The organism is Pantoea graminicola (assembly GCF_048452665.1).
GTDB lineage: Bacteria > Pseudomonadota > Gammaproteobacteria > Enterobacterales > Enterobacteriaceae > Pantoea.
The window spans coordinates 14,666-33,591 of sequence record NZ_JBLWSJ010000002.1; the positions used below are offsets into that span (position 1 = coordinate 14,666).

The 18,926-nt window shown below is 53.6% G+C and carries 22 protein-coding genes; 7 read left to right on the top strand and 15 right to left on the bottom strand.

The genetic code is table 11. The features are described 5' to 3' along the window. Window positions 1–500: 500 nt before the first annotated feature. From ACNY69_RS04055 to ACNY69_RS04100, 10 genes are all read right to left on the bottom strand, one after another. Window positions 501–1,586 (bottom strand): acyltransferase family protein, encoded by a 1,086-nt coding sequence (locus ACNY69_RS04055; protein ID WP_293771401.1) that lies wholly within the window; start codon window positions 1,584–1,586, stop codon window positions 501–503. Window positions 1,587–2,039: 453 nt separating this feature from the next. Further along, entirely contained in the window at window positions 2,040–2,792 is a 753-nt protein-coding gene (tcyN, locus tag ACNY69_RS04060; RefSeq protein WP_293771404.1) for an L-cystine ABC transporter ATP-binding protein TcyN, read from the bottom strand. After that, a complete protein-coding gene (tcyL, locus tag ACNY69_RS04065; protein WP_111139953.1) occupies window positions 2,789–3,457 on the bottom strand; it encodes a cystine ABC transporter permease in 669 nt (222 codons plus the stop codon). The genes tcyN and tcyL overlap by 4 nt, the downstream gene beginning before the upstream one ends. Beyond that, a complete protein-coding gene (tcyJ, locus tag ACNY69_RS04070) occupies window positions 3,457–4,257 on the bottom strand; it encodes a cystine ABC transporter substrate-binding protein (protein ID WP_418797378.1) in 801 nt (266 codons plus the stop codon). The genes tcyL and tcyJ overlap by 1 nt, the downstream gene beginning before the upstream one ends. Before the next feature lie 115 nt (window positions 4,258–4,372). Next, window positions 4,373–5,359, bottom strand: coding sequence for a D-cysteine desulfhydrase (locus ACNY69_RS04075; protein WP_418797379.1), 987 nt, complete (start codon window positions 5,357–5,359; stop codon window positions 4,373–4,375). Between the two features lie 227 nt (window positions 5,360–5,586). Next, window positions 5,587–6,090: a flagella biosynthesis regulatory protein FliZ gene (gene fliZ, locus ACNY69_RS04080; RefSeq protein ID WP_111139956.1), complete on the bottom strand. Its 504-nt coding sequence runs from the start codon at window positions 6,088–6,090 to the stop codon at window positions 5,587–5,589. Window positions 6,091–6,139: 49 nt separating this feature from the next. Beyond that, a complete protein-coding gene (locus ACNY69_RS04085; protein ID WP_111139957.1) occupies window positions 6,140–6,862 on the bottom strand; it encodes an RNA polymerase sigma factor FliA in 723 nt (240 codons plus the stop codon). A gap of 144 nt (window positions 6,863–7,006) precedes the next feature. Beyond that, window positions 7,007–7,975: an HNH endonuclease signature motif containing protein gene (locus ACNY69_RS04090; RefSeq protein WP_111139958.1), complete on the bottom strand. Its 969-nt coding sequence runs from the start codon at window positions 7,973–7,975 to the stop codon at window positions 7,007–7,009. Window positions 7,976–8,259: 284 nt separating this feature from the next. Continuing rightward, window positions 8,260–9,462 (bottom strand): flagellin lysine-N-methylase, encoded by a 1,203-nt coding sequence (fliB, locus tag ACNY69_RS04095; RefSeq protein WP_418797380.1) that lies wholly within the window; start codon window positions 9,460–9,462, stop codon window positions 8,260–8,262. Between the two features lie 156 nt (window positions 9,463–9,618). After that, on the bottom strand, window positions 9,619–10,830 hold the full coding sequence (locus tag ACNY69_RS04100) for a FliC/FljB family flagellin (RefSeq protein ID WP_418797381.1): 1,212 nt from the start codon (window positions 10,828–10,830) through the stop codon (window positions 9,619–9,621). Window positions 10,831–11,166: 336 nt separating this feature from the next. On the opposite strand from ACNY69_RS04100, the gene fliD reads away from it, so the two are divergent. From fliD to amyA, 4 genes are all read left to right on the top strand, one after another. Further along, window positions 11,167–12,582 carry a flagellar filament capping protein FliD gene (fliD, locus tag ACNY69_RS04105; protein WP_418797382.1) on the top strand — a complete coding sequence of 472 codons (1,416 nt, stop codon included), beginning with the start codon at window positions 11,167–11,169 and terminating at the stop codon, window positions 12,580–12,582. Between the two features lie 8 nt (window positions 12,583–12,590). Then, window positions 12,591–12,998, top strand: a complete 408-nt coding sequence (gene fliS / locus ACNY69_RS04110) for a flagellar export chaperone FliS (protein WP_111139963.1) — start codon at window positions 12,591–12,593, stop codon at window positions 12,996–12,998. Continuing rightward, entirely contained in the window at window positions 12,998–13,363 is a 366-nt protein-coding gene (gene fliT / locus ACNY69_RS04115; RefSeq protein WP_293771424.1) for a flagella biosynthesis regulatory protein FliT, read from the top strand. The genes fliS and fliT overlap by 1 nt, the downstream gene beginning before the upstream one ends. Before the next feature lie 100 nt (window positions 13,364–13,463). Next, window positions 13,464–14,945, top strand: coding sequence for an alpha-amylase (amyA, locus tag ACNY69_RS04120; protein WP_418797383.1), 1,482 nt, complete (start codon window positions 13,464–13,466; stop codon window positions 14,943–14,945). A gap of 88 nt (window positions 14,946–15,033) precedes the next feature. Here amyA and yedD read toward each other — a convergent pair whose 3' ends face one another. Then, a complete protein-coding gene (gene yedD / locus ACNY69_RS04125; RefSeq protein ID WP_418797385.1) occupies window positions 15,034–15,504 on the bottom strand; it encodes a lipoprotein YedD in 471 nt (156 codons plus the stop codon). Between the two features lie 251 nt (window positions 15,505–15,755). Here yedD and ACNY69_RS04130 point away from each other — a divergent pair, with 251 nt between their 5' ends. Further along, entirely contained in the window at window positions 15,756–16,079 is a 324-nt protein-coding gene (locus ACNY69_RS04130; protein ID WP_418797387.1) for a DUF6388 family protein, read from the top strand. A gap of 166 nt (window positions 16,080–16,245) precedes the next feature. Here ACNY69_RS04130 and iraP read toward each other — a convergent pair whose 3' ends face one another. Next, the gene (iraP, locus tag ACNY69_RS04135) at window positions 16,246–16,545 is read right to left on the bottom strand and encodes an anti-adapter protein IraP (protein WP_293771432.1); all 300 of its coding nucleotides are present in this window, start codon (window positions 16,543–16,545) and stop codon (window positions 16,246–16,248) included. A gap of 176 nt (window positions 16,546–16,721) precedes the next feature. Here iraP and ACNY69_RS04140 point away from each other — a divergent pair, with 176 nt between their 5' ends. Beyond that, complete coding sequence (locus ACNY69_RS04140; RefSeq protein WP_111139969.1) at window positions 16,722–16,961, top strand: DinI-like family protein; 240 nt, start codon at window positions 16,722–16,724, stop codon at window positions 16,959–16,961. Between the two features lie 38 nt (window positions 16,962–16,999). Here the strand turns inward: ACNY69_RS04140 and ACNY69_RS04145 are convergent, their stop codons facing one another. The 3 genes from ACNY69_RS04145 to ACNY69_RS04155 form a co-directional block, all read right to left on the bottom strand. Next, window positions 17,000–17,266, bottom strand: coding sequence for a hypothetical protein (locus ACNY69_RS04145; RefSeq protein WP_418797388.1), 267 nt, complete (start codon window positions 17,264–17,266; stop codon window positions 17,000–17,002). 151 nt (window positions 17,267–17,417) lie between these two features. Continuing rightward, entirely contained in the window at window positions 17,418–17,759 is a 342-nt protein-coding gene (locus ACNY69_RS04150; protein WP_128084346.1) for a hypothetical protein, read from the bottom strand. Next, window positions 17,746–18,129, bottom strand: a complete 384-nt coding sequence (locus ACNY69_RS04155) for a hypothetical protein (protein ID WP_111139972.1) — start codon at window positions 18,127–18,129, stop codon at window positions 17,746–17,748. The genes ACNY69_RS04150 and ACNY69_RS04155 overlap by 14 nt, the downstream gene beginning before the upstream one ends. Window positions 18,130–18,265: 136 nt before the next feature. On the opposite strand from ACNY69_RS04155, the gene ACNY69_RS04160 reads away from it, so the two are divergent. Next, window positions 18,266–18,898, top strand: a complete 633-nt coding sequence (locus tag ACNY69_RS04160) for a helix-turn-helix domain-containing protein (protein WP_111139973.1) — start codon at window positions 18,266–18,268, stop codon at window positions 18,896–18,898. Window positions 18,899–18,926: the final 28 nt, after the last annotated feature.

Consider the following 18,926-nt stretch of genomic DNA (forward strand, 5'->3'; position numbering starts at 1 on the left):
CTTTGGTTCTGACTCAATCAGGGGAACGCACTATTCCTGCATGTGCCCATCATCATATTCAGTGCTTTTGCTGGCGTTGCCGATAGCGTAGCTGGCTACAACTCTGTCAGACAACGCTGCACGTCAAAAACACTATGAACTTACAGGCGGGGATTGGGAGAGGCGTCCGCAGCGCCGAGGAACAACCGGAGGCCGGGATGAGCCGACAGGACGTCGGCGAAAGGACGGTTCGCGCCAGGGATGGCGCGTCCGGACGGTCGGTCGGCCGCAGGGCGTGACGAGGGCACCCCGCGAAGCGGGGCGCGAAGGCAGCCGGACGCCGGGATTGTTAAGGGGCGGGCGTCCACCCCCTGACGCGTCCGCCCGCACGGGCAACCTGAAAGCTCGCCTGGCGGGCGAAACCCGCTCAGGGTACATCTGCTGCCATCCCAAACCCGCTCAGGGTAAATCTGCTGTCATCCGAAACCCGCTCAGCGCCAGCCTGTTACCACAATCCCCTGCTATCCCCGGCTCACGCCGCCAGGCGTCCTTTTCAGCAGCGTCGGGAAGACAAACAGCGACTGACCGACACCGCGATTGGTCAGGGACCAGATCGCTACCGAACTGAGTGAACAGAGTCCCACGATGGCCACCGGATAAAAACAGGTCCAGAGCCATGAAAACCACGCCTGCTCAAACAGATGATGCCGCTGCGCAAACTGAATCGCGGTCATACCAAAGAACTCGATAAAAATACGATGCAGGACGTAAATCTGTAGCGTATTGCGCCCTACCCAGTTGAGATAACGCATACTGAAGTGCTGATTCAGCCAGCGGCAGGCGGCGATACTGAACAGCACTGCCAGCACGCAGAGGAACAGACTCTTATCCAGACCGAATATCACATGAATACCGGCCACCGCCGCCAGCACCGCCCAGGGCACCAGATTCTCCCGGTGCCATTCACTCAGGCGCAGCATGGCCTGGCTCCAGAACGCACCTAGCAGGAAGAAGAGGAAATATTGCGCCAGACTCTGGGGTCCCCAGTAAGGGATCACTTTTTCCACCGCCAGATAATTCAGCAGCACCGCTACCGCCACCAGGGCCAGCTTATATTCACGGAAAATTTTGGCACAGAGGAAATAGATCCCGAGCCCATACAGATACCATGAGGTACTCATGGCCATAAAGGTCAGCCGGAGAAATTCCCACAGCGAACCGGCATAGGCAGCATTAAGATTCTGCGAAATACGCTGGCCGGTTATTTCTGTCGAGATACCAACGATTGACCACCATTGAATAAATCCCCACAGAATATAGAGATAAAAGAGATTAGTGATGCGACTGGTAAAGACCTGTTTCCAGGGACGGTTAACAATACCGTTGGTCGCCAGTAATCCCGACACAAAGAAAAAGGCGGGCATCCGTAATGGCGACAGGACCGTATTAAACTGTACCCATATTTCGGCAGGGATCCAGCCGGCAGAGAGATATTTCAGTGTGCCTTCGAAACCGGGCAGTACCGTGTGATAAAGCACTACCAGCATGATGCAGGCGCCTTTGAGGGTGTCCACCCACAGTATCTTGTCTGACTTGGTCTGATTCATTCAATGACTCCTGCTGTGTAGGTCAGAAGAGTGAAAAGTCAAAGCGAGGAAATCACTATTGCTTTATCGTTATCCGGCAATTATTCGCCTTTGAACAGTTGATGAATGTAGCGAAACTCTTAAAAGCCGCGCAGTGGCCCTGATGCCACAGTTATTTACTCAGCAGAACGTTTCCTTACACTTACGAATAGCAATGGATAACGGGAATTAGCCCCGCCAGATCCGCAGCAAAGGATAATCATTATTTGATAAAGCGATGAATATAATTAAGAGAAAGGCGTCACTGCAGAAGCCAGTTAATTTCTGATGAAAGGAAAAGTTTTGTCAGATGCGTCAAAAGGTTTAACGGGCAATTAAATAATTATGATAGCGGAGAAATCAGAGTGGTATAACCAGAGCGGAGGCGCAATCAGATGGGCAGATAAAAACTGCCTTCCGGAGAAGGCAGTGTGATTACTGATTCAGGAATTTGTCGAGGAACTGACGGGTACGTGGCTGGCGGGGATTGCTGAACAACGCCTTTGCATCGCCCTGCTCCACAATCCGCCCCTGATCCATGAAGATGGCACGGTCGGCCACGTCGCGGGCGAAGCTCATTTCATGCGTGACGATGACCATCGTGCGTTTCTCTTCAGCCAGTGCGCGAATGGTGCTGAGCACCTCGCCCACCAGCTCAGGATCCAGCGCCGACGTAGGTTCGTCAAACAGGATGACTTCCGGTCGCATCGCCAGCGCCCGGGCAATCGCCACACGCTGCTGCTGCCCGCCCGAGAGGCGACGTGGAAAACTCGCCTCTTTGCCCTGCAGTCCGACTTTTTCCAGCAGCGTGCGGGCGCGAGCTGCCGCCTCCGCTTTCGGCTCGCCCTTAACGATAACCGGCCCTTCAATGATGTTATCGATCACCGAACGGTGCGGAAACAGATTGAAGTTCTGAAAGACAAACCCGACCTGCTGACGCAGACGACGCACCTGCTCTTTCTGCTTACTCTCGGCCAGCGCCGCATCGATGGTGATATCGCCGACCCGGATGGTGCCGCTATCCGGCACTTCCAGCAGATTGATACTGCGCAGCAGCGTCGTCTTGCCTGAGCCGCTGGGGCCGATGATTGCCACCACTTCACCCGCGGCCACATCGAGGTCGATGTCGTGCAGCACCCTCTGGCCATTAAAAGATTTCACCAGCTTTCTGACTTCGATGGCGCTCATTTCGACTCCGAATCCTGACGATTAACATGCTGCTCCAGCCGGTTCTGCAGGGCAGATAATACCGTCGCCATCACCCAGTAGATCAGTGAGGCCGCCAGATACATGGTAAAGACTTCCAGCGTGCGCGAGGTGATCAGCTGCGCCTGACGGAACAGTTCCGGCACCTGAATGGTGGCTGCCAGCGAGGTATCCTTAACCAGGCTGATAAAACTGTTGCCGAGCGGCGGCAGCGCGGTGCGGGCGGCCTGCGGCAGAATAACCCGGCGTAGCGTCTGCCAGCGCGTCATCCCGATACTGGCCGCCGCTTCCCACTGCCCGCGCTCAATCGAGGAAATCGCGCCGCGCAGAGACTCCGACGCGTAAGCGGCCGTATTCAGGGAAAGGCCAATCATCGCAGAGGGGATCGGGTCCAGCTCAATGCCAAACTGCGGCAGACCGTAGTAGATCATAAAGAGCTGGGCGATCAGCGGCGTGCCACGGAAGATCGAGACATAGATACGCGCCAGCCAGCGAACCGGCCAGATGCGCGACAGGCGCATCAGGGCCAGAACAAAGCCCAGCAGCAGCCCGAAGAACATGCCGCCGATGCTGAGCTGTAGCGTAAAGAGCGCGCCTTTGAATAAAAAAGGTGCTGAATCCAGCACCAGTTGAAGGCTTTCCTGCATTATTTCGTCACGTCCGCGCCAAACCATTTCTGCGACAGCTTGCTCAGCGAGCCATCTTTCTGCATATCCGCAATGGCCTGATCAACCGCTTTCAGCAGGTCTTCATTGCCCTTGCGCATGGCGACGCCCGACTCCTGACGCGAGAAGGCGTCACCGGCAACGGCCATGGTATCGCCGGTCTTCTTCACCAGATCCAGCGCAGCCAGACGGTCAACCAGAATCGCATTCAGACGGCCAGAGCGCAGATCCTGATATTTGGTCGGGTCATCATCATAGGTACGGATGTCCACGCCATTCACGTTTTCACGCAGCCACTGCTCATAGTTGGTGCCCAGACCCACACCCACCTTTTTACCCGCCAGGTCGGCCGGTTTAGTAATGGTGCTGGCATTGGCTTTCATGGTCAGCGCCTGGATACCGGAAACGGTATAAGGCGTGGAGAAGTCATACTTCTTCTTACGCTCATCGGAGATGGTGACCTGGTTGATCACCACATCGATGCGCTTCGCGTCGAGTGACGCCAGCATGCCATCCCATTTAGTCGGTTTCAGGCTCGCTTTAACACCCATATGCTGCGCCAGCTGCTCGGCAAACTCCACTTCAAAGCCGGTCAGCTTGCCCTTTTCATCCTGGAAGCTGAACGGCGGATAGGTGCCTTCCAGACCCACCAGCAGCGTGCCGCGCTCTTTGATTTTGTTCAGCAGGTTTTCTGCTGCAAAGGTTTTAACGTTAACGCCCGCAATCAGCGCCACAGCCATGACGCCCATCATCATCTGACGACCTGCACGAGAAAAGGACATATTCACCCCATTATTGACAGTATTGTGTGTGTGTTTTTTTATAAGGGCAGCACCGCGAGTCGCTGCCAGTCCAGAATGATAACGCACGGAGTATAAACTGTTTTGTTGGCTTGTCTCAGATCGAAGGATGATAAGCAAATAACGCCGGTGCACCACCCGTATGAATAAACAGCAGCGGACCTTCACGGCGGAAGCGATTCCGGCTGATGCCATCCAGCAATCCGGCCATCGCCTTGCCGGTATAGACCGGGTCCAGCATGATCCCTTCCAGTCGCGCCAGCAGCTTCACCGCCGCCATGTCTTCCTCATTCGGCTCACCATAGCGTGGCGCAAAATAGTCATCCCACAGGGTGACTGGCGCTGTCGCCTGCACTTCCAGCTTCTCAGCCAGGGCGTCACGCAACCGCTCAACCAGCGGCTGTTGCTGCGCAACCTGACGGGAAACAGTCACGCCGACCAGTTCGCTCTGTGGTAACAGATGCTCCAGGCCAACGGCCAGCCCGGCATGGGTGCCGGCACTACCTGAGGCGACAACAACGGCGGCGAAATCGACCACGCCTTCGCTCTGATGGGCAATTTCCTGTGCGCACTCCACATAGCCCAGCGCACCCAGCGCATTGGAGCCGCCAACCGGTACGATGTAAGGCCGGAAGCCCTGCGCCTCCAGCCGGGTGGCTTCCTCAGCCAGCTGCTCCACGGGATTATGCAGCGCCTCCACCATGATCACTTCAGCATCCATCAGATCGAGCAGCAGACGGTTGCCGTTGCTGAGGTAGTTTTCAGCGTCGGTGCCGATCGGATTTTCCAGCAGCGCCACGCACTTCAGACCCAGCCGGGCCGCGACGGCGGCCGTCTGACGCACATGATTGGACTGAATTGCGCCCGCTGTCAGCAGCACATCGGCCCCCTCACGCAGCGCGTCCGCTGCCAGGAACTCCAGTTTACGCAGCTTGTTGCCGCCCATCGCCACCGGGGTAAAGTCATCACGCTTGATGAAAATATCGCGTCCCAGGTAATCGGACAGTCGTGGCAGATGCTCCAGCGGCGTCGGTGCGCCCAGCAGTTCAAGACGGGGAAACTGGTGTAACAGGTGTAAAGACAAAGCGGCCTCCGTATGGGCACGGGAATGATCTCTACAGTGTTACAGAAGATGAAGAAAGGATCACCCTGATTCAGGTGTCAGCAGAGGCGGTAACGAAAAGGCCGTGATAAAACAGGGGGCAGTAAAACCGCAGGCGGCGCCGTGCTCCCCCTTCCCCGTTACCCGGCGCGCGGGCAACAGGGCAATGTGCCACAGGCACAAGGGGGAGCAATCGGTGCAGAACAGGATTAACCCTGCTGCCAGCCTAAGAATTGATCGTACTTGCGCAGCGCAATGCGGTAATTGTTATTACCGGCATCGGGCAGATCGCTTTCCAGACACTGATGCCAGCTGTTTCCCTGCAGCCTGTCGGCCGGGAAATTTTTGGCTTTCAGCATCTCATCCAGCCGACGCAGCCGCACCACATATTCGCGAATCGTGCTGGGGCTCATCTCTGTCTGCTCAAACAGATACTGTTTAAACGACATAATGTCGAAATAATTAGGATGCGTATTGCAAAAAATATCACTGCAAAAACGACAAAGCGCGGTCAGCTCGGGCTGAAGTTTCAGCCACAGCTGCTCATCAATCATCTGGTCCATTCGCGCGATGGCCTCTTTATTGATGATCTGGCCACGAAAAACGAGCGCCATTCGATCTAATACCTTGCCACAGTGTGAACAATTGCTCTGGCTGTGTTTATAGTCTTTAAGATAACGACTTAACGGTCTGGCCTTGGTTTTGGCTCCCATTACTGAGTCCCCGGTTTCTTATAATTTGAATCGCCAGGAACTGATACTGCTAGCGCGCTCCCGTAAGTCGGGCACGCAGGCGTTTAATCGCCTGACTGTGCAGCTGGCTGACACGGGATTCCCCCACATCAAGCACCGCGCCAATCTCTTTCAGGTTCAGTTCTTCCTGGTAGTACAGTGTCAGCACCATCTTTTCACGATCGGGTAACGCTTCGATCGCTTCAATGACGCGCTCACGCAGACTCCCTTCCAGTAGCTGATGAAGCGGATTGGCCTCTTCATGGCCTTCCGTCACCAGTTCCGCACTGTCGCCGTGCTCTTCCCGATACTCGTCGTAGGAGAAGAGTTGACTATTGTTGGTGTCCAGCAGGATCTGCCGGTACTCCTCCATAGAGACATTCAGCTGCTGTGCCACTTCCTGCTCGGAAGCAGAACGCCCCAGCGCCTGCTCCACTTTATGCATTGCTCCGGCCACTTCACGCGCGTTACGACGAACGCTGCGCGGAGCCCAGTCCCGACTGCGAAGCTCGTCGAGCATTGCGCCACGAATGCGCTGCACGGCGTAGGTGGTAAAGGCTGTGCCCTGTAGCGCATCGTAGCGATCCACAGCGTTTAACAACCCTATCCCTCCGGCCTGCAGCAGGTCGTCAAGCTCCACGCTGGCTGGCAGGCGAACCTGCAAACGCAACGCTTCATGGCGCACCAGCGGCACGTAGCGCTGCCAGAGCGAATGTTTGTCCATCACGCCTTCGGCGGTATAGAAATCGTTCACGTTGACTACCCTGCGTTAATGAAGTTATCGGCATGATTATCCAATTCTGTAGCGTTTTCGATTGGATGAATAGGCGGGGTAAAACGAGGCTATTTCATTTTTGTTGCATCAGAGCGCAGATCCCTCTGCACTCATCAGTCGGGATTAACGACGGGCGCGCAGCCGTTGCCGCGTGGCGGGCGGCACGGCTGACCACAGGCTACAGACACGTCCATCCAGCTCCTGATACCAGGGCGCAATATGCTGCCGCGCCTCCTCACCAGGGTGCACATGAATCTCGCCCGACTCACCATCAATGCTAATCAATCGGTTAATAAACAGTCGCTGCAAATCGCTGCGCAGAAACAGGCCGTTGTCGATGCTGTTGTCGGCCAGCAGACCATCCTCCCCCTCTCGCGTATCGATGTGGCAGGCTTCCACCCACGGCCAGTTGTGTCGCTCAGTCAGCTCGGTGCCGGTCATAACGCAGGCCCCGTAGCGCGCTTTGACGCCAGCGCTGAATTCGGCCTGGCTGGCGCGTTGCAGCACCCGCGCTTTGACCCGGCGCCCGACCTCCGTTCCCGGCATTACCGCCGCAGGCACTTTGAGCTGAGGGGTACTCAGCACCACAATGAACTGAATGCGTCGGGACTGCGGAAAACAGGGATTTGCCTGCGGATTAAAGAGCTGCCAGTACGCCTCATCGTCGTCCTGGTGCATCAGTACCAGCTTATAACCGCGGCTGCTGAGCAGGTTCTGCGCCGTGGCCGATTGCGGATCGATCATCGCAAAGACCTGACTGCTGCCCATCACCTTCCACAGGTTGTCGCGCCTCTCGTTTTCGCTGCGACGGAAATAGAGAAACGAGAGATTCTGTTTCAGGTAGTGCTCAAAGCGGCGCAGGTAATTTTTACGCTCGTTGTCACTGGAGATAAACAGCAGATCCTCCAGCGGGCTGTTGCTCTCCTCCTGGGCGAAGACCGCACGAATTTTCAGGGTGCGCAGGCCGGTTGAGGGACTCAATAAGGCGCGCGCCGTCAGCTCTTTGTCATCAGGGTATTGCAGCGCATAGCGCCGGGCGATCTCCTCGAAGGTCAGCCGCTCGCCCGGCAACAGATCATAATTGAAGCGCATAGACACTCCACAAAGTTAAAATCAAAATGATGTTGTTCTGTGAAGAGTTATCGGCAGGCCGATGGGGAACTGTAACGGGATGGAGGGAGTGAAATTGGAAAACGGGCAGACTGCGGACTTTATTGTCAGAATAAAGGAAAGATGAGCGTTAAAGTGATGTCGGTTAAATATAGTATCAAGTGCTGACTTAAAATAAGTCAGCACTACGGCGGTTTATTTAGCACACCCTATTAACATGCACACATGCAGTCAATGCTGATTTATCTGAGCTGATTTAACTCGAATCATCTAAGCAAATAAATTAATGAAAGATCATCGTTAACTTTGCTTTTATTGATTTCTGACTCGAATGCCTTAACCGAATTAGCGGTGTGTTTTGTATTTGAATGATAACTATAGATAATATTGATCATATCCTCTTCGTCAATCTTACCAACCATGTCGACATTAGCGGCCATGAGAGATTTAAGCAGGAACCATTCTGCAGTCATAAGATACAAACTCATCAACGGACTACGGCTTTCGGTATCAGGGTAAAAATCATCATAGATACGATACTGAAAATAATTATTCATTATCCACGGTCTTTCAGCTAGCCAGGGCAGGACCTGATTTTGCCAGACACTATTCAATCGAATCATAGACATACTAACATTATCTGTTTTAGCACCTTCTGCCTGAATATAAATGAGCTTATTCAGATAGTGATTCAGTGTAGGAAAAGCACGTTTGTCCGCCATTCCGCCGAACCAGGTCTGCAATCTCAATAATAAAGACCACTGCAGATTATGATCAGGTTTGATCTGATCAAGCTGCAACCGAAACTCGCCATGCTCCAGACTATTTAGTACGTTAAAAAAATGGCTTTCCATCTGAACCAGCCAGTCATCTTCCTGGCTGACTCTTTCGACTGCCAACATGAAAGTGGCCAGGGCGTAAATAGCTTCATCCAGCTTCTCACCGCTCAATTTGACTATATTGAGACACATAAGGTTAAGCAATTTCTTTTGCTGATCAATATCCTTTGCACTGCACGCTTCAGCTTGTATCTTAACAGTTTGCTGAAAAAGCATCGCATCTGCTGAAGACAAGAGCTGCCGGGTCGCTTCGGGACAGGATAAAGACAGAGTTCGCTGCTGTTCAGTTTTGAAAATTCTGGACGACCTGGGATAAGTAGAGCAAGTGTTACTCAGAGCATTAGCACCCAGACGCGAGTGAATTTTGCACAGGCGATCCTCATCCATAAACGCACAGTTCCCCGAAGGCTGAAGCTTCATGGTTCCCCAGCTAGCAAAACTTTTACGGGTAACTTCAATGTTCTCAGTCGCCAGATTTTTTATTTCAATGATCGAGGATTTTAAATAGCGATTAACCGCAGGCTTATCCAGATTGATATCCCAGCCCTTACAGCAGTGATCGCGGCATTCGCTACCAATACATTTGAAGGTACTGACAAACAGCGGTTCCACTACAGTAATATTTTTCATTATTTACCTGCTCAATAAAAGCACTTAAAAGAATCTGCCTATGAGGATAAATTAACAAAACGAGATTGATTGGCAGAGAAACAGGGTAAAAACAGCCTAATCGTAAGCATAAAAAAACCCCGCCGTAGCGGGGTTTTGCTTTGAGACTGAAGGCGATTAGCCCTGCAGCAGAGACAGAACCTGCTGTGGAACCTGGTTAGCTTTCGCCAACACGGAGTTACCCGCCTGCTGTACGATCTGCGCTTTAGACATGTTTGAAACTTCAGTCGCGTAGTCAGCATCCTGAATACGAGACTGTGCAGATGACAGGTTGGTGGTGGTGTTGCTCAGGTTAGTCACGGCTGAGTTCAGACGGTTCTGAATCGCACCCAGTGAAGAACGGAATTTGTCAACACTTGCAATCGCTTCGTCCAGTTTAGCCAGTGGGTCAGAAGAAGCACCTGTGGTCAGTGATGACAGACTAATATTCGCGGTATCAACCTTGAATGCTGCAGTATCAGCATTAGTCTTAGTATCAGCAGACTGTGGATCCAGAGCGATGAAGTAATCTTTGGACACCCCATCTGCGCTATCGAAACCGTTAGCTTTTAAGTTGTTAACTTCAGCTGCGCCAGTTGGTTTAATTGAAACTTTAGCAAACAGATTGCCATTGTCGTCTTTATAGACCTCATCACCTTTAACGGTTGCGCCACCAGCAGCCAAGCCCAGACGGGTTGACAGAGTGTTAGCACCGCCAGTTTCAGTAACTGCAGCTTTGGTTACCTTGGTCGTTGAGCCGTAGTAAGAGGTAAAATCGGTGTTTGCAACAGTGCCCAAGGTTCCTGCTTTATCCTGAGGACCGTTGACGTTAAAGCTGTCCAGACCCAGGGTCTTGGAGTCAATTTTCTTCAGGTCGATAGTAATGGTTTCACCATCGTTGGCGCCAACCTGGATGTTCATTTTGCCGTCTTTAGCCAGCACGTTAACGCCGTTGAACTGAGTCTGACCCGATACGCGGTCGATTTCGCTCAGACGTGATTTGATTTCGTCCTGAATTGAAGACTTGTCAGAATCGGAGTTTGTACCGTTCTGAGCCTGCACAGTCAGCTCACGAACACGCTGTAAGTTGTTGTTAATTTCTGACAGTGCGCCTTCAGTGGTCTGCGCTGCAGAGATACCGTCGTTGGCGTTACGGGCAGCCTGAGTCAGACCTTTAATGTTTGACTGGAAACGGTTGGCAATCGCCTGACCAGCAGCGTCATCTTTTGCGCTGTTGATACGTAAACCAGAAGACAGACGCTCCATAGAGGTAGACAGAGCTGACTGGTTCTTGTTGATGTTATTCTGAGTGATCAGCGAGAGGCTGTTGGTATTAATGACTTGGGCCATGATAAATTTTCCTGTTAATCAAGTCTTTCGGTTAAGGTGTGGGCTTCAACCCGCCGGCTTCAGCGCCGTCAAGGTTGTTATCGTCTGCCGTCAAACAACCTTTAGAATTTTTTTAGTACCAGGCGAACTTTTCTGCTTCTGCCTGTCACGTTGTAAGTTATCGCCACCGGTTCCGACTTCTTTAGACTTAATTCATTAATTTTCTAGCCGCTGAATTGCCCTTCTCTATAGCGCTTATTTATCCCATTACCCTAAGGCAAATAGCTTTAAACTTTCCTTAATCAAGGCCGATAACCCCGGTATCAATTTCCCTGTCGACCTTATAAAGGAATAAACATGGCTAGTTTTAGCAACCTTGGTGTCGGTTCCGGCCTGCCACTCAGTACGATGCTTGATAATCTGCAGACCGCGGAAAAAGCGGCGCTGAAACCTATCTCAACCCAGCAGTCGGCTTACACCGCCAAGCTCAGTGCTTACTCCACGCTGAAAAGTGCGCTGACCACTTTTCAGACCGCCAACAGCAAGCTGAACAGTGCCGATCTGTTTACCGCCACCACCGCGACCAGCAGTTCAAGCGCGTTCAGCGCCACGACCTCGGGCAGCACCGTAGCCGGTAAATATTCGATTAACGTGACGCAGCTGGCGCAGGCGCAGGTGCTGACCTCGGCAGTACAGAGCAGCAACACCGCTGCACTGGGCGACAGCTCTGTGAGCAGCCGCAGCATCGCTATCACCCTGAAAGATGGCACCAGCAAAAGCGTCACGCTGAGTAACGACCAGACGTCGCTGACCGGCATGCGCGATGCGATCAATGGTGCCAACGCTGGCGTGACCGCCACGATTATCAAGGTCTCGGATGGCAGCTTCCGTCTCTCCATGAGTGCCAACAAGACCGGCAGCGACAATGCAGTAGCAAGCATTGCCGTCACTGGCGACAGCACCCTTCAGGGGATTGTCGGCTTTGATGCCAGCGCCAGCAGCAATCCGATGACGCAGAGCGTCGCGGCGCAGAACGCCAAACTGACCGTGAATAACATCGCCATCGAGAACAGCAGCAACCAGATCAGCGATGCGCTGGAAGGCATTACGCTGAACCTGACTGCGCAGACGGTGGGCGATCAGACACTGACGATCACCAAAGACACCTCAAAAGCGTCCAGCGCGATCAGCACCTGGGTCGACGCCTACAACACCCTGCTGGATCAGTTTAATACGCTGACCAAGTACACCAAGGTCGACACCAACACGGGTACTCAGGACAACAGCAATGGTGCGCTGCTCGGTGACAGCACGCTCCGCACCATTCAGACCCAACTGAAAAGCCTGCTGACCAATGCGCAGAGCTCCTCTGCCTATAAATCACTGGGCCAGATTGGCGTGACCACCGATCCGACGACCGGCTCACTGAAACTGGATTCAACCAAGCTCAGCGTCGCCCTGGATAAAGATGCGGCGGGCGTGAAAGAGATGATTGTGGGTGACGGCAAAACCGGCATCACCGCAAAAATGGACACCAAACTGACCGAATGGCTCTCATCAAAAGGGATCGTTCAGTCTGCCACCGATGGTGTCAGTAAAACCCTGAATAACTTAACGGCGCTCTACAACACCACCAATGATCGCATCGATGCGGATATCGCCCGTTATAAAACACAGTTTACCCAGCTGGATATGGCAATCAGTAAACTCAACTCGACCAGTACCTATCTGACGCAGCAGTTCGATACTTCAAATTCTTCTAACAAATCATAGGAGTGACCATGTACACCGCTACAGGCACCCAGGCCTATGCAAAAATTGGCGTCGAAAGCGCCGTCATGAGCGCCAGCCAGCAGCAGCTGGTGGTCATGCTGTTCGACGGCGCACTGAGCGCATTAATCCGCGCACGCCTGTTTATGCAGGATGGCAATATTGAAGGCAAAGGCAAATCCATCTCCAAAGCCATCAATATTATCGAAGCGGGCCTGAAAGAGGGTCTGGCTGAAAACCGTGGTGATGAACTGGCAGATAACCTGCTGGATCTTTACAACTACATGACGCGTCGCCTGTTAGAGGCCAACCTGCACAATGATGTTGCCGCGATTGAGGAGGTCGAAGGCCTCCTCCGCAACATCGCAGACGCGTGGAAAGAAGTGGTTCAACCTAACCCTATTCAGGACGCCGTTTAATGACAACTGCACCGCATCTGATTGCCGTTTACCAACAGTTACTCGACCTCAGCCAGGGGATGCTGCATCATGCGGTACAGGGCGAATGGGATGAATTAATCAGCAGGGAGACGGAATATGTCAGCGCGGTGCAGAATTTAGCGCACTCGACAGAGGCGGTATCGCCCTCCTCGCAGACGCAGGAGCAGTTGCGCCCGGTACTGCGTCGTATTCTGGATAATGAAAGCGAAGTCAAACGCCTGCTGCAGGCGCGAATGGATGAGCTGGCCTCGTTAGTGAGCCAGAACAGCCGCCAGAAATCGGTACTCTCCGCCTATGGCAAGCAGGGCGGCGTCGTTATGGTGCCGCGCGAAACCCTCTCCTGATCCCCTGCTTTTCACGCCGCCAGATTTATTTTTCTGCGCGGCGTCTCTTTTCTGCCGCTTACTCCATACTTAATTTTCATCATCCCCTGGAGTGTGGTAAATGCAAAACCCGACGTTATTACAGTTTTTCCATTGGTATTACCCGGATGGCAGCAAACTGTGGCCTGAAGTCGCCGAACGTGCAGCCTGGCTCAGTGAAATTGGCATTACGATGGCGTGGCTCCCTCCGAGCTACAAAGGGGATTCAGGAGGTTATTCTGTCGGTTACGACACCTATGATCTCTTTGACCTGGGTGAATTTGATCAGAAAGGCGGCGTTGCCACCAAATATGGTGATAAACAGCAGTTACTGGCGGCAACAGAGGCGCTGCGCAGCCACAACGTTGTAGTGCTGCTCGATGTCGTGCTGAACCACAAAATGGGTGCCGATGAGAAAGAGGCAATCAGCGTCAACCGCGTCAATCCGGACAACCGTGATGAAATCTATGACGAAGTCGTGGAGTGTGAGGCCTGGACCAAATTCACCTTTCCGGCGCGTGAAGGAAAATATTCGAAATTCGTCTGGGATCACAAATGCTTCAGCGGCGTAGACCACATCGAAAATCCGGACGAAAACGGCGTATTTAAAGTCATCAACGACTACACCGCCGAAGGCTGGAACGATCAGGTCGATAACGAGCTGGGCAACTTCGACTATCTGATGGGCGCCAATATCGATTTCCGGAATAACGCGGTCCGGGAAGAGCTGAAATACTGGGCGCGCTGGGTGATGGAACAGGTGCCCTGCACCGGCTTCCGCCTGGATGCAGTCAAACATATTCCCGCCTGGTTCTATAAAGAGTGGATCGACCATATCCAGGAAGCCGCCCGGGAGCCGATGTTCATCGTGGCGGAATACTGGTCGTTTGAAACTGAAAAACTGCAGGAGTATGTGCATCAGGTGGAGGGCAAAACGATGCTGTTTGATGCTCCCCTGCACATGAACTTCCATCAGGCCTCTACGGCCGGCAGCGCCTACGACATGAGCCAGATCTTCGCAAACTCCCTGGTCGTGGCCGACCCGTGGCACGCGGTGACCATCGTAGCCAACCACGATACGCAGCCACTGCAGTCGCTGGAAGCGCCGGTGGAAGCCTGGTTTAAACCGCTGGCTTATGCGCTGATTCTGCTGCGCGAACAGGGTGTGCCGACCATCTTCTATCCGGATCTGTTCGGGGCGACCTATGAAGATGAAGGCGGCGACGGCGAGAAGCACAAAATCGAAATGCCGGTGATCCCGGAACTGGAAGGGTTAATCCGCGCCCGTCAGCAGTATGGCTGGGGTGTCCAGACCGACTATTTTGATCATCCGAACTGCGTGGCGTTCAGCCGCAGCGGGACCGAAACACAGCCGGGCTGTGTGGTCATCATGTCGAACGGCGATGCGGGCGAGAAGAGTGTGCCAATGGGCGAAGGCTTTGCCGGCAAGGTCTGGCGCGATCATCTGGGTAACCGGGAAGAGACCATTACCGCCGACGAGCACGGCACTGCGGTCTTTGCCTGCAACGGAGGCAGCGTCAGCGTCTGGGTGTTAGCAGAATAACCTAAGCCGTAAAAACAGCACCGCCCCGGCGGGCAGAGGCGTAAAGGACGCCATCTGTCCGTCGGGGCGGTGCATGTCAGGAAAGTATTTAACCGGCGTTGTGTTCGGTGATCGCCGTCCGCAGCAGCTGCGGCTCAATATTCTGGATCACCGCCGCTTTGGGCTGTTTAGCCACTTCTTTCATCGCCTGCTGACACTCGACGGTCGGACGCGCCACTTTGCGCAGGGCCAGTCCGTCATATTTCAGCTCACCATTATCTACGTTGAGCGGCATCACCCGCATCTGACGCGTAATGTTGACATAGTCCCCGTTCAGTCGGGTCAGTTTACCCGGCTTCGCAATCACCCGCTGCCACTGACGGCAATCCAGCGTGGTGCCCTCTGCAGTAATCAGCAGACTGCCGATAGCCTGATCGCTGACGAGGCTGCTCTGCGGGCCGACGGTCTGCCAGTTCCCCTGCAGTTCCGCTGGCGCCGGCGTCTGCACCGCACTTTCATAATCGTTGATTTGCGCACAGCCACCCAGTGCCAGCGCAGCAATCAGCATCCACTTTTTCATGTTTAATCCCTAAGATCGCGTCAATGGCGGCTACGTTATAATTTTTCCCCCGCGTTGCGCAAGGTATCTGGTGTCTGGCAGGCGACGAAGAACCAATAAAAGCCGTATTTCATCCGCAGCGCCTGCCGCCTGCCCTCTTCGGCTGGCTGATGCTCCCCGTGAGAGGTTCCTGATGCGGGTCTGTCGCACCTGACAAGCGAAACACAACCCGCTACACTGGCGCGCTGCAACACTTTTTCAGGAATATGAGTATGAAAACGCCAGAAGCCTACTATGCCCAGGCGCGCGAGATGTTTTTCACCGCGCATCCCGACTTTCAGGCTGCGCTTGATGAGTTAACTGAGAGCGATGCCCGTGCCGCCAATCTGTCGCTGCGCGAGCTGCGCGCATGGCATGCAGAACGCATCTATGCCGCTTTTTTACGGCAGAAGAATCTGGATGGGATGATCTTCTCTATTCAGCTCGCCGAGCCGGATAAAGCGGTGGCGGCGGACGCGATCGAGACCTACCTCAAATCTCACGCGGAATCGCTGGGGATGAGCTGGGAAGAGTTCTGCATCAAAAACGAACTCTGATCGGCGCTGTACTGGAAAGCCAGGTGATGGCTTTCGGGCCGTTGCACCACGACCATCATGCGGGTGCGACGGGCCCCCTGAACGGATTTTGCAGGTAAACTCTGGTTTTCAATGGCCCTGAAACGGCGGCGCTCTGTGGTAACGCAGGACGCGCGTGAACCTGCTGTTACTCTCTCTCTTCCGCGATTCTGCCCTTCACTTCCACATAACTGGCCACGGCCAGCAGACGATTGATGTGGGTCAGCAACAGGTCAACGTCGGACTGCATAAATTCCGCGGAGGACTGCGAGGCGGTGATAATCGCATCCTGAACCGTTTCCGTAATGGTCAGGGAGTTATCCTGTTTGGCCTGCACCAGCAGCGCGGCAACCAGCAGGGACTGAGCCTCCAGCTGTGCAGTCAGCTCCTTAGCATCGACGTCCATTTTTGCCAGCTTGAGCAGAATATCAATCACCAGTTGTCGCATCGCGCACCTCCTGAAAAGTAAGCCGCCATTATGTCGTGAGGCGTGCCTGTTTTGCCAGTTTAAGATGACACCCCGTTTACCCTGAAAATTTTGCCCGAAATCGGCTGCGCCGCCTTGCTACTGTTTTTATTTACAGTATCATAGGTCAGCGATTTTACTCAGAATGGATTGCCATCATGTTTGTTGAACTGATTTATGACAAGCGCAACGTTGCCGGTTTGCCGGGTGCCCGCGAGATGATTCGTGAGGAGCTGGAAAAGCGGGTGCATCGGGTGTTTCCTGATCTCGAAGTCAGGGTTAAGCCGATGGAGCGTAACGCGATTGATACTGATTTAAGTAAGAATGATAAAGCGACGGTTGCGCGGATTGTTGAAGAGATGTTCGACGAAGCGGAAATGTGGCTGGTGGCCGATTAATCCCTTAACGGCCACCGCATCAGTCAGCGGGAGAAAACTTAATTCTCCTGCTCGCTGTGATTGATTTCAATCTCGATGTCCTGAATCGCGGCATCCAGATCTTCCAGCAGTTTTCCCTGCTTATTCAGCAACGCATCAATTCGGTCGGCGTTGGTTTTGTCTTTATACTCACCGGCATCAAACGCTAACCAATGGCTGGAAAGGGTTTCGGTGTTGGTCTGCGCGTAGTGGCGCATCTCTTTAAGCTGAGAGGTCACGTCACGCAGATATTCAGTTTTGGTCTTGGTTTCAGTTGAATCGCTCATGCTGAATTTCCTTCTGGTCAGTTATCCAAAGTGATTAGGCTTAGCGGTTCATCAACCGGCCAATCAACCAGCGCACATTAAGAGATAAAATGTCGCCGTGAGATTTAAATGTAGTCGATAATAGCGAAGCCGCACTAAGAATAATCGGAAGTTACGGTTTTGCGTTCGCTTTGACCGGCGGCAGTTCCCCATCCACCACCACCTCTTTGACTTTGATGACCGTCTTGTCCGCGGTGCGGTCAGGAATGGCATCCAGTTTATGCTGCAGCGCCGCCACCTGCGTCGTCAGCAGATCGACTCTGTCATCCCGTCGCGCGGCGATCACCCGGTAATCTGCCCGGATCTCCTCCACCCGCTTATTTGCGGTGTTGCTGACATAGAGAAAAATAATTGTCATCAGGATGCAGATCATTGAGCAGCTCAGCAGAATACAGCCCAGAATGACTTTGCGCCGGTATGACATCGGAGAGTGACTACCATTAATCGTTGTCATCACTGCGATCCTCCAGAGTTGAGATAAGCCGATCAATCTCGATACGAAATTTGTCGTTGTGATCGGTTTCGGTCATGGCCAGTAATATCCCTACCGCGTTCTTGATTAACCGAAGATCGGTTTCGAGTGTCGCAATCCGCCGCAGATTCCTGTCATGACGTTCACGCAGCTCGTCGTTCTCCTCCCGCATCAGTTGATTACTCTCTTTCAGCAACACCACCTGCTCTTTGTAACTGGTAATAATTTCGCCGCCTGCACGATTACTGGTCACGATTGAGGCAATCCCTGCCAGTAACGGTTTCCAGAACAGTGCTGCTGCCCCCCCACCCAGAACTAACGCACCCATACTGGTAATCAGACTACTTTCCATGCCACACCCCTTAATCCGGTAAGGTCTCTGGAACTTACTGCGTGCTTATCAGACACGATCCCCGCCAGGAATTTAAGATTGCTTAAATTACCAACTTAAGTATACTTAAGCCACACTTCATCAAAAAGTCAAGCCAATGAAAAACAGAACCCTGGGTGACCGCATCCGACTCCGCCGTAAGGCATTGCAGTTAACGCAGAAACAGCTGGCTCAGCAGGTAAACGTGTCCCATGTTGCTGTTTCACAATGGGAAAAAGAGGAGACGCTGCCGCGCGGCGAGAACCTGCTGCGGCTCGCCGAAGCGCTGGGCTGCGCGCCCTCGTTTCTGATAGATGGGGATGGCCCTGTTTTCAGCGAAAGCGCGTGGGGTGGCCTGCACCAGATCCCGCTGGTGAGTCAGCGGAACCTAACGCAGTGGCTGGCGGATGCGGAGGCTGTGAAGTGTGAGTGGCTGATGCACAACGACATGGCGCTTGCGCAGCAGAGCTTTGGTGTGCGTGTGGAGGAGCAGGCGATGGCACCCGCAATCCTGCAGAATGATGTGGTGATTATCGATCCCACGCAGTCACCTCAGCCCGGCGACTGCGTGCTGGCCCTGCAGCAGCAGACTCCCCTGCTGCGCACCTGGCGTCAGCGCGGCCCGCAGGATGGTGTCGTGCAGTTTGAACTCGCCCCGGTCAACATTAACTTTCCCGATCTGCATTCCAGCCGGGACAGCCTGAAACTGATCGGCACGCTGGTCGAACTGCGCCGCTATCGCCAGGCATAAAACCTGGCACAGACCAGGTTCCGGCGGG